Source organism: Vibrio sp. QJM3NY_26 (genome assembly GCF_057786005.1).
This window is the reverse complement of record NZ_CM173515.1, coordinates 2,524,854-2,550,439: the sequence shown is the minus strand read 5'-3', so window position 1 is coordinate 2,550,439 and position 25,586 is coordinate 2,524,854. Positions and strand designations below refer to the sequence as shown.

The following is a 25,586-nucleotide window of genomic DNA, read 5'->3' as shown; positions in this document are numbered from 1 at the left end:
AGATCTTTAAAATTTGTTCGTTACCTAAATGTGGACTTAGTTTGCGAGCATCATTTACGTAACGATTTATCTTTTATGGGCAAACGGCTTCAAAATGGGAAGCTATTTAAGTTGTTGAAAAATATATGAACAATTGATTATTGATATACATTTAGGTTCACTTTTAATGATTATTTATTGGACAGCGTAAACCCAGGGATACCATCATTTTACCTAATGGTTAGGTTTAGATTTTATCTATAAACGTTCATTTTTTTGAATGATAAAATAAGTTTTATGATCTCGCTAGCAAAAACCTCTGGATTTGGTAAAAACTGGTGATTACGATCACAAATGGTAAGGTTTTAATTTGCGGAGCAAAATTAATTGAATACACTGAATAGGACTAAATTGAGCGACTAAAATAAGTTTCTCAAACGAATTCTAAAAAATCCTATAGGGGGAAACAACTGGTGAATATTCTAGGATATGCACAGAAGCTTGGTAAGGCGTTAATGCTACCAATCGCAACGCTTCCGATTGCGGCGCTTCTTTTACGTTTAGGTCAAGGCGATTTACTTGATATTCCATTCATGGCAGAAGCTGGTGGTGCTATCTTCGGTAACCTACCATTGCTATTTGGTCTAGGTATCGCGATTGGTCTTTCTAAAGACGGTAACGGCGCAGCGGGTCTTGCTGGTGCAGTTGCTTACTTCGTACTAACAGCAACAGCAACCACAATTAACGCAGACGTTAACATGTCATTCTTCGGCGGTATCTTCGCAGGTATCATCGCAGGTCACTCTTACAACGCTTTCCATGCAACACGCCTTCCTGAGTGGCTGGCTTTCTTCGCGGGTAAACGTTTAGTACCTATCATGGCCGGTCTATTTGCACTTGTTGCAGGTGCTGTGTCTGGTGTGGTTTGGCCTGGTATTCAATCTGGTCTAGATGCACTAGCTCACGCGGTATCAACGTCTGGTGCTGTTGGCCAATTCGTTTACGGTACTCTTAACCGTGCACTAATCCCTGTAGGTCTACACCACGTATTGAACTCATACTTCTGGTTCGGTATGGGTACGTGTCAAGAAATCATCGTTGCTGGTCAAGGCGCATTCGCTAACATCACTCAACTTTGTGTTGACCCGGCACTGGCTAAAACTCTAGTTGTTGGTCAAGAGCATACATTCACATTCGCTAACTCAGTAACTCCAGAGATTACTACTGTTGTTAAAGAAGTGACTGAAACAGTTAAATCTGGCGACCTACACCGTTTCTTCGGTGGCGATAAAGGCGCTGGCGTATTCATGAACGGTTTCTTCCCAGTAATGATGTTCGGTCTACCAGGTGCTGCACTTGCAATGTACCTAGCTGCTCCTGCTGAAAAACGTAGCCAAGTTGGTGGCGCATTGTTCTCAGTTGCATTCTGTTCATTCCTAACAGGTATCACAGAGCCGCTAGAATTCATGTTCGTATTCCTAGCTCCTGCTCTATACGCAATGCACGCGGTATTTACAGGTCTGTCTCTAGTAGTGGCAAACATGTTTGGTACTCTGCACGGTTTCGGTTTCTCTGCTGGTCTAATCGACTTCGTACTGAACTGGGGTCTAGCAACTAAACCATTCACTCTACTATTGATTGGCTTAGCATTCGGTGCTCTATACTTCTTCACTTTCTCTTTCGCAATCCGCGCTTTCAACTTGAAATCGCCAGGTCGTGAAGATGATGACGAAGCTGCAGCAGCTCCTGCTGGTGACGCGCCAAAAGGTGACGTTGCTCGTCAATACCTGAAAGCTCTAGGTGGTCACGAAAACCTGACTTCAATCGATGCTTGTATCACTCGTCTACGTCTAACTCTTAAAGACCGCTCTATCGCTGATGAAGTTGTTCTTAAGAAACTTGGCGCTAAAGGTGTGGTTAAACTAGGTGAGAACAACCTACAGGTTATCCTAGGCCCACTAGCTGAAATCGTCGCTGGCGAAATGAAAGCTATCGGTGCAGGTGAAGACCTATCTGATGTAAAACTTCCATAGTAAAGGAAGTACTTGTTAAGACGTAACAACGGCTCTTAACTAAGTTTCAAATTGAAAGCCTCCCACACGGGAGGCTTTTTTGTGCCTGTCATTTAAGGCCAGTGAACAAGGTTCGTTCTATTCTTCATCGAATAGCAGAAATAATCACAATTAACTGATGGTTCTTATTGTGCAAAGGCGAAGAATTGTGGATGATTAGCAACAATGATCTTTCTATCTTTGATAGGCAGCAAAAGCCGCCTTTGTCTCGGATATGAAAGATAACTTTCTCTGACAATACTAAATACATAGAGGTGCTATAGATGAGTGAAGCTGAGGCTCGTCCATCGAATTTCATTCGCCAAATTATCGATAAAGATTTAGCGGATGGTACACACAGTAGCGTGCATACTCGTTTCCCGCCGGAGCCAAATGGCTACCTGCACATTGGTCACGCTAAATCTATTTGCTTGAACTTTGGTATTGCTCAGGACTACCAGGGACAATGTAATCTTCGTTTCGATGATACAAACCCTGAAAAAGAAGACGTTGAATACGTTGAGTCAATTAAGAATGATGTAAGCTGGTTAGGCTTCGAATGGTCTGGTGATATTTGTTACTCATCAAACTACTTCGATACGCTTTACGCTTATGCTGTGGAATTAATTAATAAAGGCTTAGCGTATGTTGACGAGCTAAGTCCTGAGCAGATCCGTGAATACCGTGGCACGTTAAAAGAGCCTGGTAAAGCGAGCCCATACCGCGATCGTAGCCCTGAAGAAAACCTAGCGTTATTTGAGAAAATGCGTGACGGTGGCTTCGAAGAAGGCAAAGCATGTCTACGTGCTAAGATCGACATGAGCTCATCTTTCATGGTTATGCGCGATCCAGTTATCTACCGTGTTCGTTTTGCTCACCACCATCAGACTGCTGACAAGTGGTGCATTTACCCAATGTACGACTTCACTCACTGTATCTCTGATGCGCTAGAGGGCATTACGCACTCTATCTGTACGCTTGAATTCCAAGATAACCGTCGTTTGTATGACTGGGTTCTAGACAACATCACGATTGATTGCCAACCTCGACAGTATGAGTTTAGCCGTCTGAATCTTGAATACACGGTAATGTCGAAGCGTAAGCTGAACCAACTTGTGGTTGAAAACCTAGTTGAAGGTTGGGACGATCCACGTATGCCAACAATCTCTGGTTTGCGTCGTCGTGGCTTCACTTCAAGTTCGATTCGCGAATTCTGTAAACGTATTGGTGTGACTAAGCAAGAGAACATGATTGAGTTCGGCTCACTTGAATCTTGTATCCGTGATGATCTGAACGAAAATGCACCTCGTGCAATGGCTGTTCTTGACCCTATCAAGGTCGTGATTGAAAACTACGACGCTGATACAGTAGAAACACTGACAGTGGCAAATCACCCGAACAAGCCAGAAATGGGTACTCGTGAAGTTCCATTTACACGCGAAGTTTGGATTGAACGTGACGACTTCCGTGAAGAAGCAAACAAGAAGTACAAGCGTTTGGTTCTAGGTAAAGAAGTTCGCCTACGTGGTGCTTACGTGATCAAAGCTGAACGTATCGAAAAAGATGCAGAAGGCAACATTACGACTATCTTCTGTTCTTACGACAATGAAACACTCGGTAAGAACCCTGCAGATGGCCGTAAAGTGAAAGGCGTTATCCATTGGGTATCGGCTGATAAAGCACTGCCTGCTGAGATTCGTTTGTACGATCGTCTATTCACTGTGGCAAACCCAGCCGCTGCTGATGATTTCGCTGCAACGCTTAACCCTGAGTCACTTGTTACGCTAAACGGTTTTGTTGAACCTAGCCTAGCAGAAGGTGTGGCAGAGCAAGCGTATCAGTTTGAACGTACAGGTTACTTCTGCGTAGATTCGAAAGACTCGAAAGCAGACGCGCTAGTATTCAACCGTACTGTTGGCCTACGTGATACTTGGGGTAAAACTGAAGCTTAATGGCTTTGTTTTTCTCAGTTCTGTTTTTCCAAGCTTAGTGTCTTAAAGCTTACTTTCTCAAGATACGCTTAATAAAAAACCGGCTTAGAGCCGGTTTTTTTGTGTCTGGGAAATAACCAAATTGTGGGCCAAGTTACTGTGATTCTTAATACGGTATCAACCCAAATAAAAAACGCCGGCCTAAGCCAGCGTTCTGTGTTACTTCTTCGCTTTATGTGCGTCTGGGTTGCCTTTGCAATCCCCAGTGATGCTTTTACCATACAGATACAAACTGTGGTTGGTTAGCTGTACGTTGTAGCGTTGAGCGATTTCTTTTTGTCTTTCTTCGATAAGATCATCAGAGAATTCGATAACTTCACCGCAGTCTAAACATACTAGGTGATCGTGGTGATGCTGTGTTGAAAGTTCAAATACAGACTTACCACCTTCAAAGTGGTGGCGAGTTACAATGCCAGCATCATCGAATTGGTTCAGTACGCGATAAACGGTCGCAAGACCTATCTCTTCACCTAAATCGATCAGCTTTTTATATAAATCTTCAGCACTAATATGTTGGCAGTCTGGTTGTTGTAATACTTCTAAAATTTTGAGCCGTGGGAGGGTCACTTTAAGACCAGCATCTTTTAGCGCTTGATTATTGTCTGACATATACTTTCCTGTTGATGATCTGCAGCAATTAACAGAATTCAATATTAATACCATTATAGTTTAGTCAGGCATAACAATAAACCACGAACTTCAAAGGGTTACTTACTGACATCACAATCTGTTTTGTAAATTGGAAGTATCTCACTTATAGTGGAGGTACGACCAGTCAAGCTGACGGTGTTTCTGATATGAACATGGAATGTTGTTATGAATAAGCAACTCGCAAAAATATATAAACCCAACATTGTAAAATTTGCTCTCAATATTTGGCCTCCTTTTTGGGGATCGGGAATTCGAATAGCTCACATTAGCCATGACTTTAGGGTTGTTAAGACGATACTAAAGCTGCGCTGGTGGAATAAGAACGCCAATCGTACTCAATATGGCGGCAGTATCTTTTCTCTTACCGATCCAGTTTACTCTTTGATGTTAATGGGTATTTTAGGTGAGCGATATTATGTTTGGGATAAAGAGGCGAGTATTAACTTTATCAAGCCGGGTCAATCCGACTTGTATGCAGATTTTGAGATAAGCCAAGGGCAACTGGATGATATCTATCGTCAGACACAGCTTGGTGAGAAGTGCTTCCCCGAATTTATTATCCACGTTAAAGATAAGCAGGGGAATGTGGTGTCAGAAATTCAGCGAACCCTGTATGTGAGAAAGAAGCCGCAGTTCAGAGAGGATGACGAAGCATTAGAAGCTGAGTGTTGATTGATGAACATTAAATAGCAAAAAACCTCCTATAAGGAGGTTTTTTCATATCTACATATCGGTCATTAATTGTAACAATTAACAATCGCTAGAGAATTAGTCTTCTAACTCTGCTAGGCACATTTCTTCGTGGATTTGTTTAACCCAGTTAGATACACGCTCATCAGTTAGCTCAGGTTGACGGTCTTCATCGATACATAGACCAACGAATTGGCTGTCATCGCCTTCAACTAAGCCTTTCGATGCTTCAAATTCGTAGCTTTCAGTTGATGTGTGACCTAGGATAGTACCGCCTTTCGCTTCAACGATGTCACGGATAGTACCCATAGCATCACAGAAGTATTCTGCGTAATCTTCTTGGTCGCCACAACCAAAGATAGCAACAAGCTTAGTTGAAAAATCAATAGCTTCTAGCTCAGGGAAAAAGTCGTCCCAATCACATTGTGCTTCGCCGTAGTACCACGTAGGGATACCAAGCAGCAGTAGATCGAAGTTATCGATATCTTCTTTGCTGCTTTTTGCAATGTCTTGAACTTGAACGAGCTGCTTGCCCAATTGCTTTTGAATCATCTTAGCAACAGCTTCAGTGTTACCTGTATCGCTACCAAAGAAGAGACCTACACTTGCCATAGAATCATTACCTTTCATTTTGTCTGTTGTCGGTGTAATAAAGTTCGGAGGAAATCGTTAGATTCCAGTTCCTTCCCAGCTTAGTTGGATTATCCCTTTTGCGATAAAACCTGCGCAGCCAAGGAAAAGTACTAACCATACGATGCGACGACCAAATGCAGGAACATTTCCTTCCTTTAGAACGTCTTTAATTGCCATTCCGATTAGAAAGAAAATCGCGGCAAACAGAAGATCTAAACCAATGGATTCAATGATGTTCATGTAGTCGTAAAGCATGGGAACCTTATATACCAAATTTGCTTGGGCGCACTATATCACTGTTGTGAGATAAAGTTAATCTGCTGTGATTACACAGCTCTCATTTATATCGACTAATCAACCTATCTAAGCGATGAATTTTCTTATTGCACGGAGTACTTCAGCTGGCTTTTCCGCGTGTAACCAGTGTCCCGTGTTAGCGATAACATGAGCCTTTGCGTTGGAAAACTGCTGTTGAACGGCGGTTTGATGCTCAGCTGTGAGGTAATCAGAATCCCCACCTTTTATTAGCAAGGTTTTGACCGAGGTTTTCTCGATCGGTTCCCAACCAATAATTTGTGGATAGTTGCTCAATAACGAAGCAACGTTGAAGCGCCATTCCATGATGCCTTGTTCCGTTTTGAACAAAGATTTGGTCAAAAACTGGCGAACCCCATCAATTTCGATATGTTTTGCGAGGATCTTAAGCGCGTCTGAGCGTGATGTCGGTTTTTCTTCTATCACGGCTTGTAGGCCGGCGAATACGTTGTCGTGACGACTTTGGGTGTACGCGACTGGTGCCATATCCAAGACAATCAATTTATGCAGCGTAAGATGTTGTGTCAGCGCCATCGCTACCTTGCCACCCATGGAGTGACCAATCACAGTGACATCATTTAACTCAAGATCATTCAGTAGTTGAGCCACATCTTGTGCCATTGCTTTATAGTCGTGAGTGTCACTATGGAAGGATTGGCCGTGGTTGCGTAGATCGATACTAAGTACCTGGTGATCGGCTTTTAGATCCCTAGCGAGCAAGCCAAGGTTGTCCAGATTACCGAATAATCCATGGATCAAAACAATGGTGTGACCCGCACCTTCTAATTTATAGTTGAGCTGTACTGACATTTTTATCTTATTCATGGTGGGTTTGACGTAGAGTATCCGCGCGGATCTCGCTATAATCCCCCAGAGTTTAAACATTGAGATTGTGAAAAGCGAATGAAAACAATTGAGGTTGATGAGGACCTATACCGTTTTATTGCGGGTCAGACAGAACGTATTGGCGAAAGCGCTTCAGATATTCTGCGCCGCTTATTACAGGTTGATAGCCAAGGCATGGTTCCGATCGAAGAGATCGTTGAGCCAAAAGGTATCGTTGTTAGCAAAGAGGTAGGCTTTACTCCAGAGAAGTTCGATGGTGTTAAAGAAATGCGCTCACTACTAATATCAGATGAGTTTGCATCACTGAAGAAAGCCATTGATCGTTTCATGCTTGTGTTATCGACACTGCATAAAATCGACCCTTTAAGCTTTTCAGAAGCAACTCAAGTAAAAGGCCGCAAGCGTGTTTACTTTGCAGACAACGAAGAGACCTTGCTAGCAAACGGCAACACAACGAAGCCTAAAGCCATTCCACAAAGTCCTTTTTGGGTTATAACTAATAATAACACTAGCCGTAAAAGACAAATGGTTGAACAGCTTATGAGCCGCATGAGTTTCCAAGCAGAATTGATAGAAAAAGTAACAGGTTCAATTTAACGAAATCTGATTTAAACCTCATAATATCCATGGATAAGAAGATATTATGAGGTTTTTTTGTTTTTAAATTTTATATATAAGGATGTCGAAAAATGGCTATGCACCCTCGTGCTGGGCAGAAAGCTCAGCAGGAAGATCTTCATAATATTCCGGCTTTAGTTGCTAACTATTTCTTACAGCAACCGGATGCTACTAACCCAGATCACAAAGTACTGTTCGGTACTTCAGGTCACCGTGGTACAGCAGACAAATCAACATTTAATGAAAACCACATTCTCGCGATCGCACAAGCGGTGGCTGAAGTTCGTGCTGAGCAAGGTACAACAGGACCTCTTTTCCTAGGTAAAGATACTCACGCTCTCTCTGAGCCTGCGTTTTCTACTGTAATCGAAGTGCTTGTAGCCAACGATGTTGAAGTTATTATTCAAGAAAACAATGGCTTTACTCCAACACCAGGTATCTCGCACGCGATTCTTACGCATAACCTAGTGAATGACAAAAAAGCGGACGGCATTGTTATCACGCCTTCGCATAACCCACCACAAGACGGTGGTATTAAATACAATCCGACACACGGTGGCCCTGCTGAGGCTGAGCTAACTCAAGCGATTGAAGATCGTGCGAACGTCATCATTGCTGAGCAAATGCAAGGTGTAAAGCGTACTCCTATCGCACAGGCTAAACAGTCTGAGCTAGTGAAAGAAGTTGATCTCGTTGCTCCTTACATTGCTGACTTGGTTAACGTGGTTGATATGGAAGCGATCCAGAAAGCAAACATCAAGATTGGTGTTGATCCACTGGGTGGCAGCGGTATTGATTACTGGCGTCAAATTGGCAAAGCGTACAACCTAGATCTTACTCTGGTCAGTGAAGCGGTTGATCCTTCGTTCCAATTTATGTCTCTAGACAAAGATGGTGTGGTTCGTATGGATTGTTCTTCTCCGTACGCAATGGCAGGCTTACTGGCGCTTAAAGATGACTATCAACTAGCGTTTGGTAACGACCCTGATTACGATCGCCACGGCATTGTTACGCCAAAAGGCTTGATGAATCCAAACCACTTCCTAGCGGTTTGTATTGACTACCTATACCGTAACCGTGAAGGTTGGGGCAAAGACGTTGCAGTGGGTAAAACACTAGTATCAAGTGCACTAATCGACCGTGTTGTTGCCGACTTAGGTCGTGAACTTTGTGAAGTGCCGGTTGGTTTCAAATGGTTCGTTGATGGCTTATACAACGGTCAGTTTGGTTTCGGTGGTGAAGAGAGTGCTGGCGCATCTTTCTTACGTAAAGACGGTACGCCTTGGTCAACAGATAAAGATGGCCTAATTCTTTGTTTGCTTGCGGCTGAGATCACAGCAGTAACGGGTAAGAACCCACAAGAATATTACGAAGAGCTTGCTGCTAAACACGGCGAATCTAAGTATAACCGTATTCAAGCGGTAGCAAACGGTGCACAAAAAGACGTACTTAAGAAGCTGTCTCCAGAGATGGTTTCTGCTGAGACGCTGGCTGGTGACCCAATTACTGCACGCCTAACGCACGCTCCGGGTAATGGCGCTGCGATTGGTGGCCTAAAAGTGACGACTGAAAACGGTTGGTTTGCTGCTCGTCCATCAGGTACAGAAGACATCTACAAGATCTACTGTGAAAGCTTTAAAGGTGAAGAGCACCTGAAAGCAATCGAAGTAGAAGCTCAAGAGATTGTTAATCAAGTATTTGCAGCCGCTGGCCTATAATCGAATACCGATTAGTAGAGTCATCAAGTAAATAGTGAAAGGGTTGATGTGAAAGCATCAGCCCTTTTTTATCAGCTTGTGGGTATAGCGGTTAATGCTAAGTGCTTGAATTACTTTGTAAATGAGTAGGTTGTCTTAACCGTGTGGCCAACTTTGTGGCATCACAAACCAAAACTGCCCTGATTTAGTTTGCCCATGAACGAAGCGATCACCAAACTCGGTGATAGGTTCACAGGTGAAGTCATCAGTGCCAGCTGCCCATTGCTCTTTGGTGAGAGGGTAGAGTACATCAGCAATTAAATGGGCTTGGTTTTGATAACACCAAAAACCGTTTACTTGGCTTGAATTAATGTCATAGCCTAAACATTCAGTAGGTACTTTTTGATCTAAGAATGGGTTGGTATATAGACGACCCTGCATGAGGAGATGTTTTGAGTCGACATCGATCTCTGGATATTGCTCCACAAACGCCGCTGAAGAGGACATGCCAATTTGATGGGTGAGCATCCTGTCTAACTTCTTATCCAATTGGTCATGAGAGTTAGGACCAAACCATGTCTGTTCATGGAGCAGGTAAAACTTGATCGCGACTTCCCAGTGTTGCAGTTTCTGGCTACTTTCTTCTTCTAAAATAAAGTCGATAGCACCGAGTGTTCTTCCCTCAACATTAATTTGAATCTCATCGTACTTGACCGAATAATCAGGTGAGGCTTCAATGACTTGTTCACATAGATGCTGGTAGAGGAAACCTAACCTTGGGTTTCCGTTATAAGTGTGTGATGAGTCGATGGCATGGGTGCTTAAGAATGCACCAAGATCGGAAATCGGTGGCTTAATTTTCAGTAACGGCGGTGAGTCGATGACCCATTGGTAAAAACGTTGCAGTGCTGTCATCGGTTCCTCATAAACTCATCGTGGGGCTTTCGACATTCTACCCGTAAATTGATATAACGACGTTATTATAAAGTTAAGCTGGAAAGAAAAATGAATAACTTACAATTAGAAAAGCTACTTAACGAAAAACTTCAGCCACAGCAGATTAAAGATTACTGTCCTAATGGTCTTCAAGTGGAAGGTACTTCTCAAGTAAAGCGTATTGTTACTGGTGTGACAGCTTCTCAAGCATTAATTGATAAAGCGGTAGAGCTGAACGCAGACGCTTTATTAGTCCATCACGGTTTCTTTTGGAAAGGTGAGTCAGAAGCCATTCGTGGTATGAAGGGTAAGCGCATTCGAACTCTGATTAAAAACGACATCAACCTTTTGGGTTACCACTTACCACTTGATATCCACCCTGAACTTGGTAACAACGCCAAGCTTGCAGAGTTGCTCGACATTGAAGTTGAAGGCGGCTTGGAAGGGCATCCACAATCTGTTGCGATGTTTGGTAAGTTGAGTTCACCAATGACTGGTGCAGAGTTCGCAGAAAAGATTGGCCAAGCTTTGAACCGCAAGCCATTACATATCACTCCAGAAAACCAAGATAAAATGATTACGACTGTTGGTTGGTGTACTGGTGGTGGTCAAGACTATATTGAGTTAGCTGCGTCTCAAGGTATTGATGCATTTATCTCTGGTGAAATTTCAGAGCGCACAACTTACTCTGCACGTGAGCAAGACATTCATTACTTTGCCGCAGGCCACCATGCAACAGAACGCTATGGTGTGAAAGCGCTAGGTGAATGGCTAACGAAAGAACATGGCTTAGACGTAGAATTTATCGATATTGATAATCCAGTGTAACCACGTCTAGAGATTATGACTTTCTGGATATTTGTACCTTCATTGAAGTGATACGAAATACTGGAAGACAAAAAAGGGTTGATGTTAATACATCAACCCTTTTTGAATTTAATCGATTAGAAAAGTCTAAATTTGACTATTCGCGCTCGTGTAGAGCTTGGAAATCACGCTGTTCTTCACCAGTATACAACTGACGAGGACGACCGATACGGTTCGTCGGATCGCTGTGCATTTCGTTCCAGTGTGCAATCCAACCGATAGTACGAGACATCGCGAAGATTACTGTGAACATTGATACAGGAATGCCGATCGCTTTCAGAATGATACCTGAGTAGAAATCTACGTTCGGGTATAGCTTCTTAGAAACAAAGTACTCGTCAGAAAGAGCGATGCGCTCAAGTTCCATTGCTACGTCTAGTAGTGGATCTTGAATGTTTAGCTCTTTAAGTACTTCGTGACACGCTTCACGCATTACTGTTGCACGTGGATCGTAGTTTTTGTAAACACGGTGACCGAAGCCCATTAGGCGGAATGGGTCATCTTTGTCTTTTGCTTTTGCTACATATTCTTCAATGTTGTCTACGCTACCGATCTCTTCAAGCATCATTAGACAAGCTTCGTTAGCACCACCGTGAGCAGGACCCCACAAAGAAGCGATACCAGCTGCAATACAAGCAAATGGGTTTGCACCCGAAGAACCTGCTAAACGAACCGTTGACGTTGAAGCATTTTGTTCGTGATCAGCATGTAACGTAAAGATTTTGTCCATTGCGCGAGCCACAACAGGGTTTACTTCGTATTCTTCACATGGGTTTGCATACATCATGTGTAGGAAGTTTTCTGCGTAGCCTAGGTCATTGCGCGGGTAGATAAACGGTTGACCGATAGAATATTTGTAACACATTGCAGCCAGTGTCGGCATCTTAGAAATTAGGCGATATGCCGCAATTTCACGGTGTGTGTCGTTATTAACATCTAATGAATCATGATAGAACGCAGCAAGCGCACCTACCACACCACACATAACAGCCATTGGGTGAGCATCACGGCGGAAACCGTGGAAGAAACTAGCAATTTGCTCATGAACCATGGTGTGACGTGTGACTGTCGTCTTGAACTCTTCGTATTGAGCTCGAGAAGGGGCTTCGCCGTATAAAAGAATGTAACAAACTTCTAAGTAATCAGCGTTATTGGCCAGTTGATCAATTGGATAACCACGGTGTAGAAGAATACCTTTTCCACCGTCAATATAAGTTATTTGCGATTCACAAGATGCAGTGGCAAGAAAACCAGGATCAAAAGTGAAAAAACCATTAGAACCCAGTGTACGAACGTCGATGACCGGAGTACCAAGTACACCTTCTGTAATCGGCAATTCGATCGGTGCTTGACCTTCAATATGAAGGGTAGCTTTCTTATCCGCCATAACAATCTCCTTTGTTATTATTAATCCGTCCAGGATGTTTATGTGCCATTTTTTTACTGGTCTTACGTGAGAAAGTCAATTTTTCTGCAGCTTTGTGTGCACTTGTTAGTGTTTTTTACATTAAATTCGTTAAAAATCTGTTCTGTGTAGCATTATTTGTTGCATCAATTGTATTAGAATGTTGCCAGCCGTATAGTGGCGCTGAAAAGTTTGGTTAAAACCTTATAAATGCAAGGCTAAGAAGAAATGTGAGGTGTCTTCATAAACCTAGCTGTTAACAATTATTTTACAATTATCTAAGGCTCAACTTACGTTATTTGTTAAGTTAATGTTAAATTTTGAAGGTTTGCAATCAAATTTTGTCCATAACAATACATAAGGTTATTTAATGACCATCATGCTCAATGGAGCTGAGTGAGCGAGCCCGTGAAAGAAAGAAAGACAAGACCTGTTAATTTAGATTTACAGACCATCCACTTTCCTATCACAGCAATAGCTTCCATCCTACACCGTGTGTCTGGGGTGATTACTTTTGTTGCGATCGGAATTCTGCTTTGGTTACTATCCATTTCCCTCTCTTCCCCTGTAGGCTTTATGGAAGCTAGCGACATTGTCGACGGTTTCTTCGTGAAGTTTATTCTGTGGGGCATTTTAACCGCTTTGGCTTACCACATTGCTGGTGGTATTCGTCACCTTCTTATGGACCTTGGTCACTTTGAAGAGCTGGAATCTGGCGCTAAGAGCGCGAAGGTTGCATTCGCAGCAACAGCGGTATTGTCTCTACTAGCGGGGATCTTAGTATGGTAAACAACGTTTCTACTTTTGGTCGTAATGGTGTGCATGATTATCTATTGATTCGTGCAACAGCCATCATTATGACGCTTTACACTATCTACCTAGTGAGCTTCTGTGCTTTCTCAGGTGATATTTCTTACGCATCTTGGACGCAATTCTTTGGTGGTACCTTCACTAAAGTCTTCACCATGTTAGCACTTACTTCAATTTTGGTTCACGCGTGGATCGGCTTGTGGCAAGTACTAACTGACTACATCAAATGTGCAAAATTGCGCGTTGGTCTTCAAGTCGGTGTTGTTGCGGTTCTTCTAGGATATTTCTTCTCTGGTCTGTTTATTTTGTGGGGTGCGTAAGTGACTATTCCTGTTCGTGAGTTTGATGCTGTAGTAATTGGCGCTGGTGGTGCTGGTATGCGCGCCGCGCTACAAATTTCTGAGCAAGGCCTATCTTGTGCATTGCTTTCTAAAGTTTTCCCAACTCGTTCTCATACTGTATCTGCGCAAGGTGGTATCACCGTTGCTCTTGGTAATGCGCATGAAGATCACTGGGAACAACACATGTACGATACGGTTAAAGGTTCCGATTACATCGGTGACCAAGATGCTATCGAGTACATGTGTAAAAATGGCCCTGAGTCAGTTATCGAATTAGAAAAAATGGGTCTTCCATTTTCTCGCTTTGATAACGGCAGTATTTACCAACGTCCGTTTGGTGGCCAATCTAAGAATTTTGGTGGTGAGCAAGCGGCTCGTACTGCAGCGGCAGCTGACCGTACTGGTCACGCACTGCTTCATACGCTTTACCAACAAAACATTAAACACAAAACGACGGTTTTCTCTGAGTGGTATGCACTGGATCTTGTTAAAAACGAAGATGGTGCAATCTTAGGTACTACCGCGCTTTGTATGGAAACGGGCGAGGTTTGCTACTTCAAAGCGAAGGCAACAATCCTTGCTACTGGTGGTGCTGGTCGTATCTACGCATCAACAACGAATGCACACATTAACACTGGTGACGGTGTTGGTATGGCGATTCGTGCAGGCGTTCCAATGCAAGACATCGAAATGTGGCAGTTCCACCCAACGGGTATCGCTGGCGCAGGTGTTTTGGTAACAGAAGGTTGTCGTGGTGAAGGTGGTTACCTTCTCAATAAAGACGGCGAGCGCTTCATGGAACGTTATGCTCCGAATGCTAAAGATTTAGCAGGTCGTGATGTTGTAGCTCGTTCGATGATGGTTGAGATTCGTGAAGGTCGTGGTTGTGATGGTCCATGGGGTCCACACATCAAGCTGAAACTTGATCATCTAGGTAAAGAGACGCTTGAATCTCGTCTGCCGGGTGTATGTGAGCTTTCTCGTACCTTCGCTCACGTTGATCCTGTTAAAGAACCAATTCCTGTAATCCCAACGTGTCACTACATGATGGGCGGTGTTCCTACACAGGTTTCTGGTCAAGCAATCAAACAAACTGAAGACGGTACAGACGTTGAAATTCAAGGTCTATTCGCTTGTGGCGAAATCGCTTCAGTATCTGTACATGGTGCAAACCGTCTAGGTGGCAACTCGCTACTTGATTTGGTTGTGTTCGGTCGTGCAACAGGTCTTCACCTTGGTGAGACTTTGAATAAGCAAGCTGAAGCAAAACCTGCAACTGAAGCCGACATTGAACGTTCACTAGAGCGCTACAATCGTTGGGAAAACAGTACTGACGGTGAAGACCCTGCGGTAATTCGTAAAGATCTTCAGCAATGTATGCAGAACAACTTCTCTGTATTCCGTGAAGGTAAAGCGATGGCTGATGGCTTAGAAGAGCTTAAAGTGATTCGTGAGCGTCTTAAGAATGCACACCTTTCAGATAAGTCGACAGAGTTCAACACGCAACGTATTGAGTGTTTAGAGCTTGAAAACTTGATGGAAACGGCATTCGCAACTGCGGTTGCAGCAAACTTCCGTACAGAGAGTCGTGGAGCGCATGCTCGTTTTGACTTCCCAGACCGTGATGATGAGCAATGGCTATGCCACTCACTTTACAACCCAGAATCAGAAAGTATGACTAAGCGTGGCGTGAACATGGAACCTATCCATCGTGAAGCATTCCCGCCGAAAGCACGTACGTACTAAGGAGATATGACCATGAAACTGAATTTCTCTTTATACCGTTACAACCCAGATGTGGACCAGAAGCCTTACATGAAAGAGTACACCCTAGAGGTGGAGGAAGGCTCTGACATGATGCTTTTGGATGCGCTTATTCTTTTGAAAGAGCAAGATCCAACGATTTCATTCCGTCGTTCATGCCGTGAAGGTGTATGTGGTTCTGATGGCTTGAACATGAATGGTAAAAATGGATTGGCGTGTATTACACCTCTGTCTGCTCTTACTGGCCAAGATAAAATCGTAATTCGCCCACTTCCAGGTTTGCCTGTGGTACGTGATTTAATCGTAGACATGACTCAGTTCTACGATAACTACGAAAAAGTTAAGCCGTTCTTAGTGTCTGATGGTAATGTGCCACCGGCTCGTGAAAACCTACAAAGCCCTGATGAGCGTGCTCATTTAGATGGTTTGTATGAATGTATCATGTGTGCATGTTGTACAACTTCGTGCCCATCATTCTGGTGGAATCCAGATAAGTTCATCGGACCAGCTGGCCTGCTTGCAGCATACCGTTGGCTAATAGATAGCCGAGATACGGCGACAGACGAACGTCTGTCCGATCTTGATGATGCATTTAGCGTTTTTCGTTGCCATGGCATCATGAATTGTGTAAGTGTTTGTCCTAAGGGATTAAATCCGACGAAAGCGATTGGTCACATCAAGACCATGCTTGTGAATCGTTCGGTTTAAGTTATATAAAAATTGCCGCCCTAGAAGTTTTGGGGCGGCCTTTTAATAGCTCGGCATAGACCGCAGCAAACGTGAAAACTACTGGTTAAGGGAAAATATGCACAACGGCGTGATGAAGGCATGGCTCGAGTCTTCACACTTGGCTGGCGCCAATGCAACGTACGTAGAAGAACTCTATGAACTGTATCTAAGTGACCCCGATTCGGTAAGTGACGAATGGAGAAGTGTTTTTGAAGAATTGCCTGTGCAAGCTTCACAAGCAGTGGAACAACCACACTCTCGTGTTCGTGAATACTTCCGTCGACTCGCTCAAGAAACAAAGCATTACAGTGTCCAAGTTAGTGATCCAGATGTCGATGCGAAACAAGTAAAGGTTCTGCAACTTATTAATGCCTATCGATTCCGAGGGCATCAATCAGCAAATCTAGACCCCCTAGGTTTATGGGAAAGAGATACAGTCGCTGAACTGGATCCTTCTTTCCACACTCTTACCGAAGATGACCTCAATGAGACGTTTAACGTCGGCTCTTACGCCATTGGCCAAGAGACGATGGTGCTTCGAGATTTGTACAAATCTTTAAAGCAAACTTATTGTGGTTCGATTGGTGCTGAATACATGCACATGACTAACACAGAGCAAAAGCGTTGGATCCAACAACGTTTAGAGTCTGTTTCTGGTCAACCCTCTTTCGATAAAGAAGAAAAGCAAGCTTTCCTAGAAGAGCTAACTGCTGCTGAAGGTCTTGAGCGCTATCTTGGTGCTAAATTCCCAGGCGCAAAACGCTTCTCGTTGGAAGGTGGTGATGCGTTGATCCCAATGACGAAGGAAATTATTCGTCATGCAGGTGGACAAGGTATGCGTGAAGTTGTTGTTGGTATGGCTCACCGTGGTCGTCTAAACATGCTGGTCAATGTGCTTGGTAAAAAGCCACAAGATCTGTTTGACGAGTTTGCGGGCAAGCACAGCGATGACTCGTGGGGCACTGGTGATGTGAAATACCACCAAGGTTTCTCTGCGGATTTCGCAACACCAGGCGGCAACGTTCACTTAGCACTTGCATTTAACCCATCTCACTTAGAAATCGTAAACCCTGTAGTTATCGGTTCGGTACGTGCTCGCCAAGATCGTCTAGACGATAAAGATGGTAGCCGCGTACTTCCAATTACTATCCATGGTGATTCAGCTATCGCTGGCCAGGGTGTAGTACAAGAGACGTTCAACATGTCTCAAGCTCGTGGTTTCTGTGTTGGTGGTACGGTTCGTATCGTTGTAAATAACCAAGTTGGTTTTACAACGTCTAACCCTCGCGATACTCGTTCTACGATGTACTGTACCGATATCGCGAAGATGGTTCAGGCTCCGATTTTCCACGTTAACTCTGATGATCCAGAAGCTGTCGCTTTCGTAGCGCGTCTTGCATTAGATTACCGTAATACGTTTAAGCGTGATGTTGTTATTGATTTGGTTTGTTACCGTCGCCACGGTCACAATGAAGCCGATGAGCCGAATGCAACGCAGCCTTTGATGTACCAAAAAATCAAGAAGCATCCAACGCCACGTAAGCTTTATGCTGACGTGCTAATGGAACGCGGTGAGTTTGGTATTGATACGGCAACTCAACTCGTTAACGAATATCGTGATGCACTTGATCACGGTGAAGTTGTGGTTAAAGAGTGGCGCCCAATGGCACTTCACTCAGTGGACTGGTCACCTTACCTAGGTCACGACTGGAACATCGAATGGGACAACAAGATTGATATCGAGCGCCTGAAAGAGCTTGGTAGCAAACTTTGCCAATACCCAGACAGCCATAAGCTGCAAAGCCGAGTAAACAAACTGTACAACGATCGTACTGCCATGGTGAATGGTGAGAAACAAGTCGATTGGGGTATGGCCGAGACTCTGGCTTACGCAACACTTGTTGATGACGGTAAGCGTATTCGTATCTCAGGCCAAGATTCAGGTCGTGGTACGTTCTTCCACCGTCACTCAGTACTGCACAATCAATCAGATGCAAGCACGTATGTTCCTCTTGCGAACATTCATGATAAACAAGGGCCATTCCAAGTATTTGACTCTGTGTTATCTGAAGAAGCGGTACTCGCATTTGAGTATGGTTATGCAACGGCAGAACCAAGCGGTTTAACCCTTTGGGAAGCGCAATTTGGTGACTTCGCAAACGGTGCACAAGTTGTAATCGATCAATTCATTTCGTCAGGTGAGCAAAAGTGGGCACGTTTATGTGGTCTAACTATGCTGCTTCCTCACGGCTATGAAGGCCAAGGCCCAGAGCACTCATCTGCACGTCTTGAACGTTACCTTCAATTATGTGCTGAACAAAACATGCAGGTTGTTGTTCCTTCAACACCGGCACAGGTTTATCACATGATTCGCCGTCAGGTTGTTCGACCAATGCGTCGTCCACTGATCGTAATGTCACCTAAGTCATTGCTTCGTCACCCTCTATGTACGTCTTCTATGGAAGATTTAGCAGAAGGTACGTTCCAACCAGCTATCGCAGAAATTGATGATCTGGCTCCTGAGAACGTAAAACGCGTCGTGTTCTGTTCAGGTAAGGTTTACTTTGACCTGCTTGATCAAAGACGTAAGAACGAGCAAGACGATGTCGCTATTGTACGTATTGAGCAACTTTACCCGTTCCCTTACGAGGACGTGAGAGCTGCAATCGCACAGTACACAAATGTAGTCGATTACGTTTGGTGTCAAGAAGAGCCACAAAACCAAGGTGCTTGGTACAGTAGCCAACATAATTTCCGAGCTGCTATCCCAGTGGGTGCTGATATTCAATATGCAGGTCGTCCTGCATCAGCATCACCAGCTGTTGGCTATATGTCGGTACACTTGAAACAACAAAAAGCGTTAGTTGACGACGCTTTGACCCTACTTAAGAACTAGAAGTAAAAGGAAAATACGCACATGACAATTGAAATTCTGGTTCCAGATTTACCTGAATCTGTGGCTGATGCAACAGTGGCGACTTGGCATAAAAAACCAGGCGAAGCCGTTGCACGTGATGAAGTCATTGTAGACATCGAAACAGATAAAGTAGTTCTAGAAGTACCGGCTCCTGAAGCGGGTGTTCTGGAAGCTATCCTAGAAGAAGAGGGTGCTACGGTACTTTCTAAGCAGCTTCTTGCAAAGATCAAACCTGGTGCTGTCGCTGGTGAACCAACGAAAGATACCACTGAAGATACAGAAGCTTCTCCTGATAAGCGTCACAAAGCGGCACTGACAGAAGAAAGCAACGACGCACTAAGCCCTGCTGTTCGTCGTCTTCTTGCAGAACACAGCCTACAACCAGCTGACGTCAAAGGCACTGGTGTTGGTGGTCGTATTACTCGTGAAGACATTGACGCACACCTAGCAGCAGCGAAAGCGGCTCCGGCAGCAGCCTCTGCACCTGCAGTTGAAGCGCCAGCAGCGGCTCGTAGCCAAAAACGCGTGCCAATGACTCGCCTACGTAAGACAGTTGCAAACCGTCTTCTAGAAGCGAAGAACAGCACAGCGATGCTGACTACTTTCAATGAAGTGAACATGAAGCCAATCATGGACCTTCGTAAGCAGTACAAAGACCAATTCGAGAAGCGTCACGATACGCGTCTTGGTTTCATGTCTTTCTATGTGAAAGCAGTAACAGAAGCGCTGAAGCGTTTCCCTGAAGTTAACGCTTCGATTGATGGTACAGATATCATTTACCACAACTACTTCGATATTAGCATGGCGGTATCTACGCCACGTGGTCTAGTGACTCCAGTACTGAAAGACTGTGACACACTAGGTTTTGCTGACATCGAAAAAGGCATCAAAGAGCTAGCAATCAAAGGCCGTGACGGCAAGCTAACAGTTGATGAGCTGATGGGCGGTAACTTCACTATCACAAACGGTGGTGTATTTGGTTCTCTAATGTCTACGCCAATCATCAACCCGCCTCAAGCGGCAATTTTGGGTATGCATAAAATCCAAGATCGTCCAATGGCTGTTGATGGCAAGGTAGAAATTCTACCAATGATGTACCTAGCGCTTTCTTACGATCACCGTCTAATCGATGGCCGTGAATCAGTTGGCTTCCTAGTGACAATCAAAGAGCTTCTAGAAGATCCCGCACGTCTGCTATTAGACGTTTAGTATCTCTAAAACGTCTAGTTAACCCCGTTAGCTAGACGTAAAAAGTTTCAAAGGCTAGGCTGCTCAACGTCTGGCCTTCACTTGAACTGTAAAGCCATTAGAAAATGGACAGCAGTTGATTTGAGAAGACCCTACAGACGTACCACAGGAAACTGTGTCGTTATGGAAATAATAATCCCTTAAGGGAAAATAAACGGAATATCAAAATGAATTTGCATGAATACCAAGCCAAACAGCTGTTTGCAGAATTCGGTTTGCCTGTACCTGAAGGTTTCGCGTGTGACACAGCACAAGAAGCTTTCGAAGCTGCAGGCCGTATTAGTACAGCCAAGAAAGTTGTTAAGTGTCAAGTACACGCTGGTGGTCGCGGTAAAGCGGGCGGCGTAGAGCTACATGACACTAAAGAAGGCGTTAAAGAGTTTGCACAAAAGTGGCTAGGTAAAAACCTAGTGACTTACCAAACAGACGCTAATGGTCAGCCTGTAACAAAGATCCTAGTTGAAGAAGCATCGAACATTGCTAACGAGCTTTACCTAGGTGCTGTTGTTGACCGTGCAACGCGCAAAATTGTATTCATGGCGTCAACTGAAGGCGGCGTGGACATTGAGAAAATCGCTGAAGAAACTCCAGAGTTGATTCACCAATCAGCGATCGATCCTCTAGTTGGCCCTCAAGCTTACCAAGGCCGTGAACTGGCATTCAAACTTGGCCTAGTTGGCGATCAAATTAAACAGTTCGTTAAGATCTTCATGGGTCTTGGTGAAATGTTCGCTCAGTACGACCTAGCTCTACTAGAAATTAACCCGCTTGTTATTACAAATGAAGGTAACCTTCTTTGTCTAGACGGCAAGATCAACATTGACTCAAACGCAATGTACCGTCAGCCAAAGCTTCGTGAAATGCACGATCCTTCACAAGAAGACGAGCGCGAAGCGCACGCAGCTCAGTGGGAACTGAACTACGTAGCACTTGATGGTAACGTTGGCTGTATGGTTAACGGTGCAGGCCTTGCTATGGGTACGATGGATATCGTAAACCTACACGGCGGCAAGCCAGCAAACTTCCTTGATGTAGGCGGCGGCGCAACAAAAGAGCGTGTAGCTGAAGCATTCAAGATCATCCTTTCTGATGACAATGTTAAAGCAGTACTAGTAAACATCTTCGGTGGCATCGTTCGTTGTGACATGATCGCTGAAGGTATTATTGGTGCAGTTAAAGAAGTTGGCGTAACAGTTCCTGTCGTTGTTCGTCTAGAAGGTACAAACGCAGACCTAGGTCGTGAAGTACTTGCTAATTCTGATGTTGATATCATTGCTGCTGTATCTCTAACAGATGCTGCTCAGAAAGTTGTTGCTGCTGCGGAGGCTAAATAATGTCTGTATTAATTAACAAAGACACTAAAGTAATCTGTCAGGGTTTCACTGGCGGTCAAGGTACATTCCACTCAGACCAAGCTATCGCATACGGTACGCAAATGGTTGGTGGTGTTTCACCTGGTAAAGGTGGTCAAACTCACCTAGGCCTTCCAGTATTCAACACAGTACGTGAAGCAGTAGAAGTAACTGGCGCAACAGCAACAGTTATCTACGTACCAGCACCTTTCTGTAAAGATGCAATCCTAGAAGCAATTGATGCAGGTATCGAACTGATCGTAACGATCACTGAAGGTATCCCTACTACAGATATGATCGACGTTAAAGTGAAGCTAGAAGAAACTGGCGTTCGCATGATCGGTCCTAACTGTCCAGGTCTTATCACTCCAGACGAGTGTAAGATTGGTATCATGCCTGGTCATATCCATAAGAAGGGTAAAGTAGGTATCGTATCTCGTTCAGGTACTCTGACGTACGAAGCAGTTAAGCAAACAACAGATGAAGGCTTTGGTCAGTCTACATGTGTTGGTATCGGTGGTGACCCTATCCCAGGTTCAAACTTCATTGATATCCTAAAACTTTTCCAAGAAGACCCAGAGACTGAAGCAATCGTAATGATTGGTGAGATCGGTGGTACTGCGGAAGAAGAAGCTGCTGAGTTCATCAAAGCAAACGTAACTAAGCCAGTTGTCTCTTACATCGCTGGTGTTACTGCTCCTCCGGGTAAACGTATGGGCCACGCTGGCGCAATCATCTCTGGCGGTAAAGGTACTGCTGAAGATAAATTCGCAGCACTAGAAGCAGCAGGCGTTAAGACTGTTAAGTCTCTTGCTGACATCGGTAAAGGCCTACGTGAAATCACGGGTTGGTAATCAGCTGGCTTTTATCTAACGAGATAGAAGCTAACTGAACGATATAAGAAAGGCTTGGTCATTGACCAAGCCTTTTTCTTTTGTGACCGATTTTTTTGTAAACGGTTCTTTTATAAACGACTGCTGCGTCAACTGTTGTGTTGTTAAAAGCCAGAATGAATCCCGACTTTTCACTTTAGGCGCGGGTTCTGTACATTTGAGACAGCATAAACATTGCCGCAGCACTGATAACAACAGAAGGGCCGGCTGGCGTGTCATAGAACCAAGACAAGCTCAACCCTCCGAACACAGCGATAGAACCAATTACAGAGGCGAGGAATGCCATTTGTTCGGGTGTATTAGCGAATTTCCTTGCCGTTGCTGCTGGGATTATCAGCAATGACGTCATGATCAATGCACCAACAAATTTCATACCGACCGCAATCACGATACCAACCAGCAACATCAGGATTAGGCGCATTAAGTCAATGTTGATGCCATCTACTGCTGCAAGATCTTCATTTACTGTCGTTGATAGCAGTGGTCGCCAAAATATCGCAAGCACTAAACCAATCACTGCAGCACCTGCGTAGATGAACACCAAATCTGTTGGAGACACCGCAAGCAAGTCACCAAATAGGTAACTCATTAGATCGACACGAACATTGTCTAAGAAGCTGACAGCAACAAGGCCTAAAGAGAGTGCACTGTGCGCCAATATACCGAGTAGGGTATCGGTCGCGACTAGCTTTTGTTTTTGTAAAGTCACTAGCAACACGGCCAGCATCAAACAACAAATCAGCAGCGCGAAATACAAGTTAATGTTGAACAGAAAGCCAAGTGCTAAGCCCATCAAAGAAGCGTGAGCAAGCGTGTCACCAAAGTAAGCCATCTTGCGCCATACTACGAACGACCCTAATGGGCCTGCAATTAGCGCAATACCCAAACCCGCCAAAATAGAGGGAAGAAGAAACTCAAGCATTAGTGATGTCCGTGTTTATGGTTTGAACATTCATGCACGTCGCCTTCGACAGGCTGGCCTGCAAGATCATGATGGTGATGTTCGTGTTGGTGATGATAAAACGCCAGTGTTTCTTGGGTCGCGGTGCCAAAGAGCGCAATATACGAAGGGTGGTGTTTGATGTCTGCAGGTGCGCCTGAGCAACAGATATGGTGGTGCAAGCAGATAACATCGTCTGTTTTGGCCATCACTAAATGCAGGTCATGTGAAACCATAAATACGGCACAACCAAAACGGTGACGAATGGTGTCAATTAGGTCATACAAGTCAATTTGTCCTTGTACATCAACGCCTTGAGCCGGTTCGTCAAGAACAAGTAGGTCTGGTCTTCTTAGCAGTGAACGAGCAATCAGCACACGTTGGTTTTCACCGCCAGATAGCTGGTGCATGTTACTCTTTTGCAGATGTTCAGCACCAACTAGCTTCAATGCTTCAAGGATCTCTTGCTGACTGAACTTGCCAGTGAGCTTTAGAAAACGTTCTACATTAAGCGGTAGTGAATCATTAAGCTTTAATTTTTGTGGTACATAGCCAATTTTCAGTTTTTTAGCTTTTGTTATTGTGCCTGAAAATTTGGTTTGTAAACCCAGTACCACTTTTACTAATGTCGACTTTCCTGCACCGTTTGGCCCAATGAGGGTGGTGATTCTGCCGCGCTCTATATTTAGAGAGATGTTGTCTAGAACTTTTCGACCGTCAAACTCGACGCTCACAGAATCTAGTTGGATTAAGTTATCCATGAATAGAACTCATTTGCAATTCGCTAATGTTATAATGTAACATTTACCTCAAGCCTAAGCTACTTTTCTATTATCGAGGGATTATGTCACGTTTATCTTTTATACTTGCTACTTTGCTTTTAGCGCCAAGTGTCGCAAGTGCCAATACTATTCTAACAAGCTTTAAACCGATTCAAATGATTGTGACAGAATTAACGCAAGGCGTTAGTGAGCCGGATGTGTTGATGAACAGCAATGCTTCGCCGCATGATTATGCGCTTAAGCCATCGGATGTCAAAAAAGTACATAGTGCCGATATGGTTATCTGGTTCGGCCCTGACCTAGAAGCCTTTTTGACTAAGGTGATTGGTTCAAAAGAAAATGTTATCAAGATCAGTGAGATTCCTGGAATCAACTTGAGAGAGTTTGGGCATGAAGACCACGATGCTCATGAAGGACATCATCATGGTAGCCATGACCCGCATTTTTGGTTGGGCATCGACCAAGTTGAAGTCGCGGCAAAATATATCTCAGCTAAGTTGATTGAAGCTGACCCTGATAACGCAATGGCGTATCAAGAGAACCTAGACTCATTCTTGATTGCTTTGAAAGAGAAGAAGCAGTCAATTAATGAACAACTTGCGCCAGTGAAAGACAAAGGTTACTACGTATTCCATGATGCGTACGGCTACTTCGAACAGGAGTTTGAGTTAAATAACTTAGGTCACTTTACCGTGAGCCCAGAGCGCAAGCCGGGTGCAAAAAGCTTGATAGCTATCAAGAAAACCTTGGTGCGTGAAAATGTTCAATGTGTATTTGCAGAGCCTCAATTTACACCGGCTGTGATCGAATCGGTGACTCGTGGAAGCAATGCTAAGCAAGGGCAACTTGATCCTGTTGGTTCACAGGTTGAAGTGAAGAGTGGAAGTTATTTCGATTTTCTTCAGCAACTTACAGACAGCTACACCAGCTGCTTGAGTGCTAAGTAATCAATAACCAATATTCCTAACGACACTTTGCTCTCGTTAATTTATGAATCATGCCGCTTTTTGCGGCATTTTCGTGACCGCTAAGATAAAACCTCTCAACAAATAGCAAACCTCCTTTCTCCTTTGTTAATTTCCGCTAAAATAGAAAGATAATAATAAGCACAAAAAAACTGGATTTTTGGTT

23 protein-coding genes are annotated in these 25,586 nt (G+C 44.0%); 15 read left to right on the top strand and 8 right to left on the bottom strand.

Going from position 1 to position 25,586, the window contains the following annotated elements; translation table 11 throughout:
• Positions 1 to 494 precede the first annotated feature (494 nt).
• The gene (gene nagE, locus AC3CH4_RS11160; protein WP_029222048.1) at positions 495 to 2,012 is read left to right on the top strand and encodes an N-acetylglucosamine-specific PTS transporter subunit IIBC; all 1,518 of its coding nucleotides are present in this window, start codon (positions 495 to 497) and stop codon (positions 2,010 to 2,012) included.
• Positions 2,013 to 2,314: 302 nt separating this feature from the next.
• Entirely contained in the window at positions 2,315 to 3,982 is a 1,668-nt protein-coding gene (glnS, locus tag AC3CH4_RS11155; RefSeq protein ID WP_017085952.1) for a glutamine--tRNA ligase, read from the top strand.
• Between the two features lie 198 nt (positions 3,983 to 4,180).
• Here glnS and fcrX read toward each other — a convergent pair whose 3' ends face one another.
• A complete protein-coding gene (fcrX, locus tag AC3CH4_RS11150; RefSeq protein WP_004734226.1) occupies positions 4,181 to 4,630 on the bottom strand; it encodes a ferric iron uptake transcriptional regulator FcrX in 450 nt (149 codons plus the stop codon).
• A 207-nt stretch (positions 4,631 to 4,837) separates the two neighbouring features.
• Here fcrX and AC3CH4_RS11145 point away from each other — a divergent pair, with 207 nt between their 5' ends.
• Entirely contained in the window at positions 4,838 to 5,344 is a 507-nt protein-coding gene (locus tag AC3CH4_RS11145; RefSeq protein ID WP_114633860.1) for a DUF4442 domain-containing protein, read from the top strand.
• 96 nt (positions 5,345 to 5,440) lie between these two features.
• Here AC3CH4_RS11145 and fldA read toward each other — a convergent pair whose 3' ends face one another.
• From fldA to AC3CH4_RS11130, 3 genes are all read right to left on the bottom strand, one after another.
• Positions 5,441 to 5,974 (bottom strand): flavodoxin FldA, encoded by a 534-nt coding sequence (gene fldA, locus AC3CH4_RS11140; protein WP_004734224.1) that lies wholly within the window; start codon positions 5,972 to 5,974, stop codon positions 5,441 to 5,443.
• 57 nt (positions 5,975 to 6,031) lie between these two features.
• On the bottom strand, positions 6,032 to 6,250 hold the full coding sequence (locus AC3CH4_RS11135) for a DUF2788 domain-containing protein (protein ID WP_004734223.1): 219 nt from the start codon (positions 6,248 to 6,250) through the stop codon (positions 6,032 to 6,034).
• A 108-nt stretch (positions 6,251 to 6,358) separates the two neighbouring features.
• Entirely contained in the window at positions 6,359 to 7,120 is a 762-nt protein-coding gene (locus tag AC3CH4_RS11130; RefSeq protein ID WP_017088034.1) for an alpha/beta fold hydrolase, read from the bottom strand.
• A gap of 93 nt (positions 7,121 to 7,213) precedes the next feature.
• On the opposite strand from AC3CH4_RS11130, the gene seqA reads away from it, so the two are divergent.
• Both seqA and pgm read left to right on the top strand, forming a co-directional pair.
• Positions 7,214 to 7,753, top strand: a complete 540-nt coding sequence (gene seqA / locus AC3CH4_RS11125) for a replication initiation negative regulator SeqA (protein WP_004734221.1) — start codon at positions 7,214 to 7,216, stop codon at positions 7,751 to 7,753.
• A gap of 92 nt (positions 7,754 to 7,845) precedes the next feature.
• Positions 7,846 to 9,492 carry a phosphoglucomutase (alpha-D-glucose-1,6-bisphosphate-dependent) gene (gene pgm / locus AC3CH4_RS11120; RefSeq protein ID WP_473575967.1) on the top strand — a complete coding sequence of 549 codons (1,647 nt, stop codon included), beginning with the start codon at positions 7,846 to 7,848 and terminating at the stop codon, positions 9,490 to 9,492.
• Between the two features lie 135 nt (positions 9,493 to 9,627).
• On the opposite strand, the gene AC3CH4_RS11115 is transcribed toward pgm, so the two are convergent.
• Positions 9,628 to 10,386 (bottom strand): DUF1853 family protein, encoded by a 759-nt coding sequence (locus AC3CH4_RS11115; protein ID WP_171314088.1) that lies wholly within the window; start codon positions 10,384 to 10,386, stop codon positions 9,628 to 9,630.
• A gap of 90 nt (positions 10,387 to 10,476) precedes the next feature.
• On the opposite strand from AC3CH4_RS11115, the gene AC3CH4_RS11110 reads away from it, so the two are divergent.
• A complete protein-coding gene (locus tag AC3CH4_RS11110) occupies positions 10,477 to 11,235 on the top strand; it encodes a Nif3-like dinuclear metal center hexameric protein (RefSeq protein WP_171308851.1) in 759 nt (252 codons plus the stop codon).
• 136 nt (positions 11,236 to 11,371) lie between these two features.
• Here the strand turns inward: AC3CH4_RS11110 and AC3CH4_RS11105 are convergent, their stop codons facing one another.
• Positions 11,372 to 12,661: a citrate synthase gene (locus AC3CH4_RS11105; RefSeq protein ID WP_004734217.1), complete on the bottom strand. Its 1,290-nt coding sequence runs from the start codon at positions 12,659 to 12,661 to the stop codon at positions 11,372 to 11,374.
• 414 nt (positions 12,662 to 13,075) lie between these two features.
• Between AC3CH4_RS11105 and sdhC the strand changes: the two genes are divergently transcribed.
• The 8 genes from sdhC (at position 13,076) to sucD (ending at position 22,694) form a co-directional block, all read left to right on the top strand.
• Positions 13,076 to 13,468, top strand: a complete 393-nt coding sequence (gene sdhC / locus AC3CH4_RS11100; protein WP_012604532.1) for a succinate dehydrogenase cytochrome b556 subunit — start codon at positions 13,076 to 13,078, stop codon at positions 13,466 to 13,468.
• Positions 13,462 to 13,809, top strand: coding sequence for a succinate dehydrogenase, hydrophobic membrane anchor protein (sdhD, locus tag AC3CH4_RS11095; RefSeq protein WP_004734215.1), 348 nt, complete (start codon positions 13,462 to 13,464; stop codon positions 13,807 to 13,809). The genes sdhC and sdhD overlap by 7 nt, the downstream gene beginning before the upstream one ends.
• The gene (gene sdhA, locus AC3CH4_RS11090; RefSeq protein WP_009847321.1) at positions 13,810 to 15,576 is read left to right on the top strand and encodes a succinate dehydrogenase flavoprotein subunit; all 1,767 of its coding nucleotides are present in this window, start codon (positions 13,810 to 13,812) and stop codon (positions 15,574 to 15,576) included. It abuts the gene before it with no gap.
• Positions 15,577 to 15,588: 12 nt separating this feature from the next.
• Positions 15,589 to 16,302: a succinate dehydrogenase iron-sulfur subunit gene (locus tag AC3CH4_RS11085; RefSeq protein ID WP_004734213.1), complete on the top strand. Its 714-nt coding sequence runs from the start codon at positions 15,589 to 15,591 to the stop codon at positions 16,300 to 16,302.
• A gap of 97 nt (positions 16,303 to 16,399) precedes the next feature.
• Positions 16,400 to 19,219 (top strand): 2-oxoglutarate dehydrogenase E1 component, encoded by a 2,820-nt coding sequence (gene sucA / locus AC3CH4_RS11080; protein WP_488542957.1) that lies wholly within the window; start codon positions 16,400 to 16,402, stop codon positions 19,217 to 19,219.
• A 21-nt stretch (positions 19,220 to 19,240) separates the two neighbouring features.
• Positions 19,241 to 20,449 carry a 2-oxoglutarate dehydrogenase complex dihydrolipoyllysine-residue succinyltransferase gene (gene odhB, locus AC3CH4_RS11075; protein ID WP_114633858.1) on the top strand — a complete coding sequence of 403 codons (1,209 nt, stop codon included), beginning with the start codon at positions 19,241 to 19,243 and terminating at the stop codon, positions 20,447 to 20,449.
• A gap of 206 nt (positions 20,450 to 20,655) precedes the next feature.
• Positions 20,656 to 21,822: an ADP-forming succinate--CoA ligase subunit beta gene (gene sucC / locus AC3CH4_RS11070; protein WP_086049829.1), complete on the top strand. Its 1,167-nt coding sequence runs from the start codon at positions 20,656 to 20,658 to the stop codon at positions 21,820 to 21,822.
• Positions 21,822 to 22,694: a succinate--CoA ligase subunit alpha gene (gene sucD / locus AC3CH4_RS11065; protein ID WP_004734209.1), complete on the top strand. Its 873-nt coding sequence runs from the start codon at positions 21,822 to 21,824 to the stop codon at positions 22,692 to 22,694. Before sucC ends, sucD begins: the two co-directional genes overlap by 1 nt.
• A 175-nt stretch (positions 22,695 to 22,869) precedes the next feature.
• Here the strand turns inward: sucD and znuB are convergent, their stop codons facing one another.
• Positions 22,870 to 23,655 (bottom strand): zinc ABC transporter permease subunit ZnuB, encoded by a 786-nt coding sequence (znuB, locus tag AC3CH4_RS11060; RefSeq protein WP_004734208.1) that lies wholly within the window; start codon positions 23,653 to 23,655, stop codon positions 22,870 to 22,872.
• Positions 23,655 to 24,434, bottom strand: coding sequence for a zinc ABC transporter ATP-binding protein ZnuC (znuC, locus tag AC3CH4_RS11055; protein ID WP_004734207.1), 780 nt, complete (start codon positions 24,432 to 24,434; stop codon positions 23,655 to 23,657). Before znuC ends, znuB begins: the two co-directional genes overlap by 1 nt.
• Before the next feature lie 83 nt (positions 24,435 to 24,517).
• Between znuC and znuA the strand changes: the two genes are divergently transcribed.
• Complete coding sequence (znuA, locus tag AC3CH4_RS11050; protein WP_488542956.1) at positions 24,518 to 25,402, top strand: zinc ABC transporter substrate-binding protein ZnuA; 885 nt, start codon at positions 24,518 to 24,520, stop codon at positions 25,400 to 25,402.
• Positions 25,403 to 25,586 lie beyond the last annotated feature (184 nt).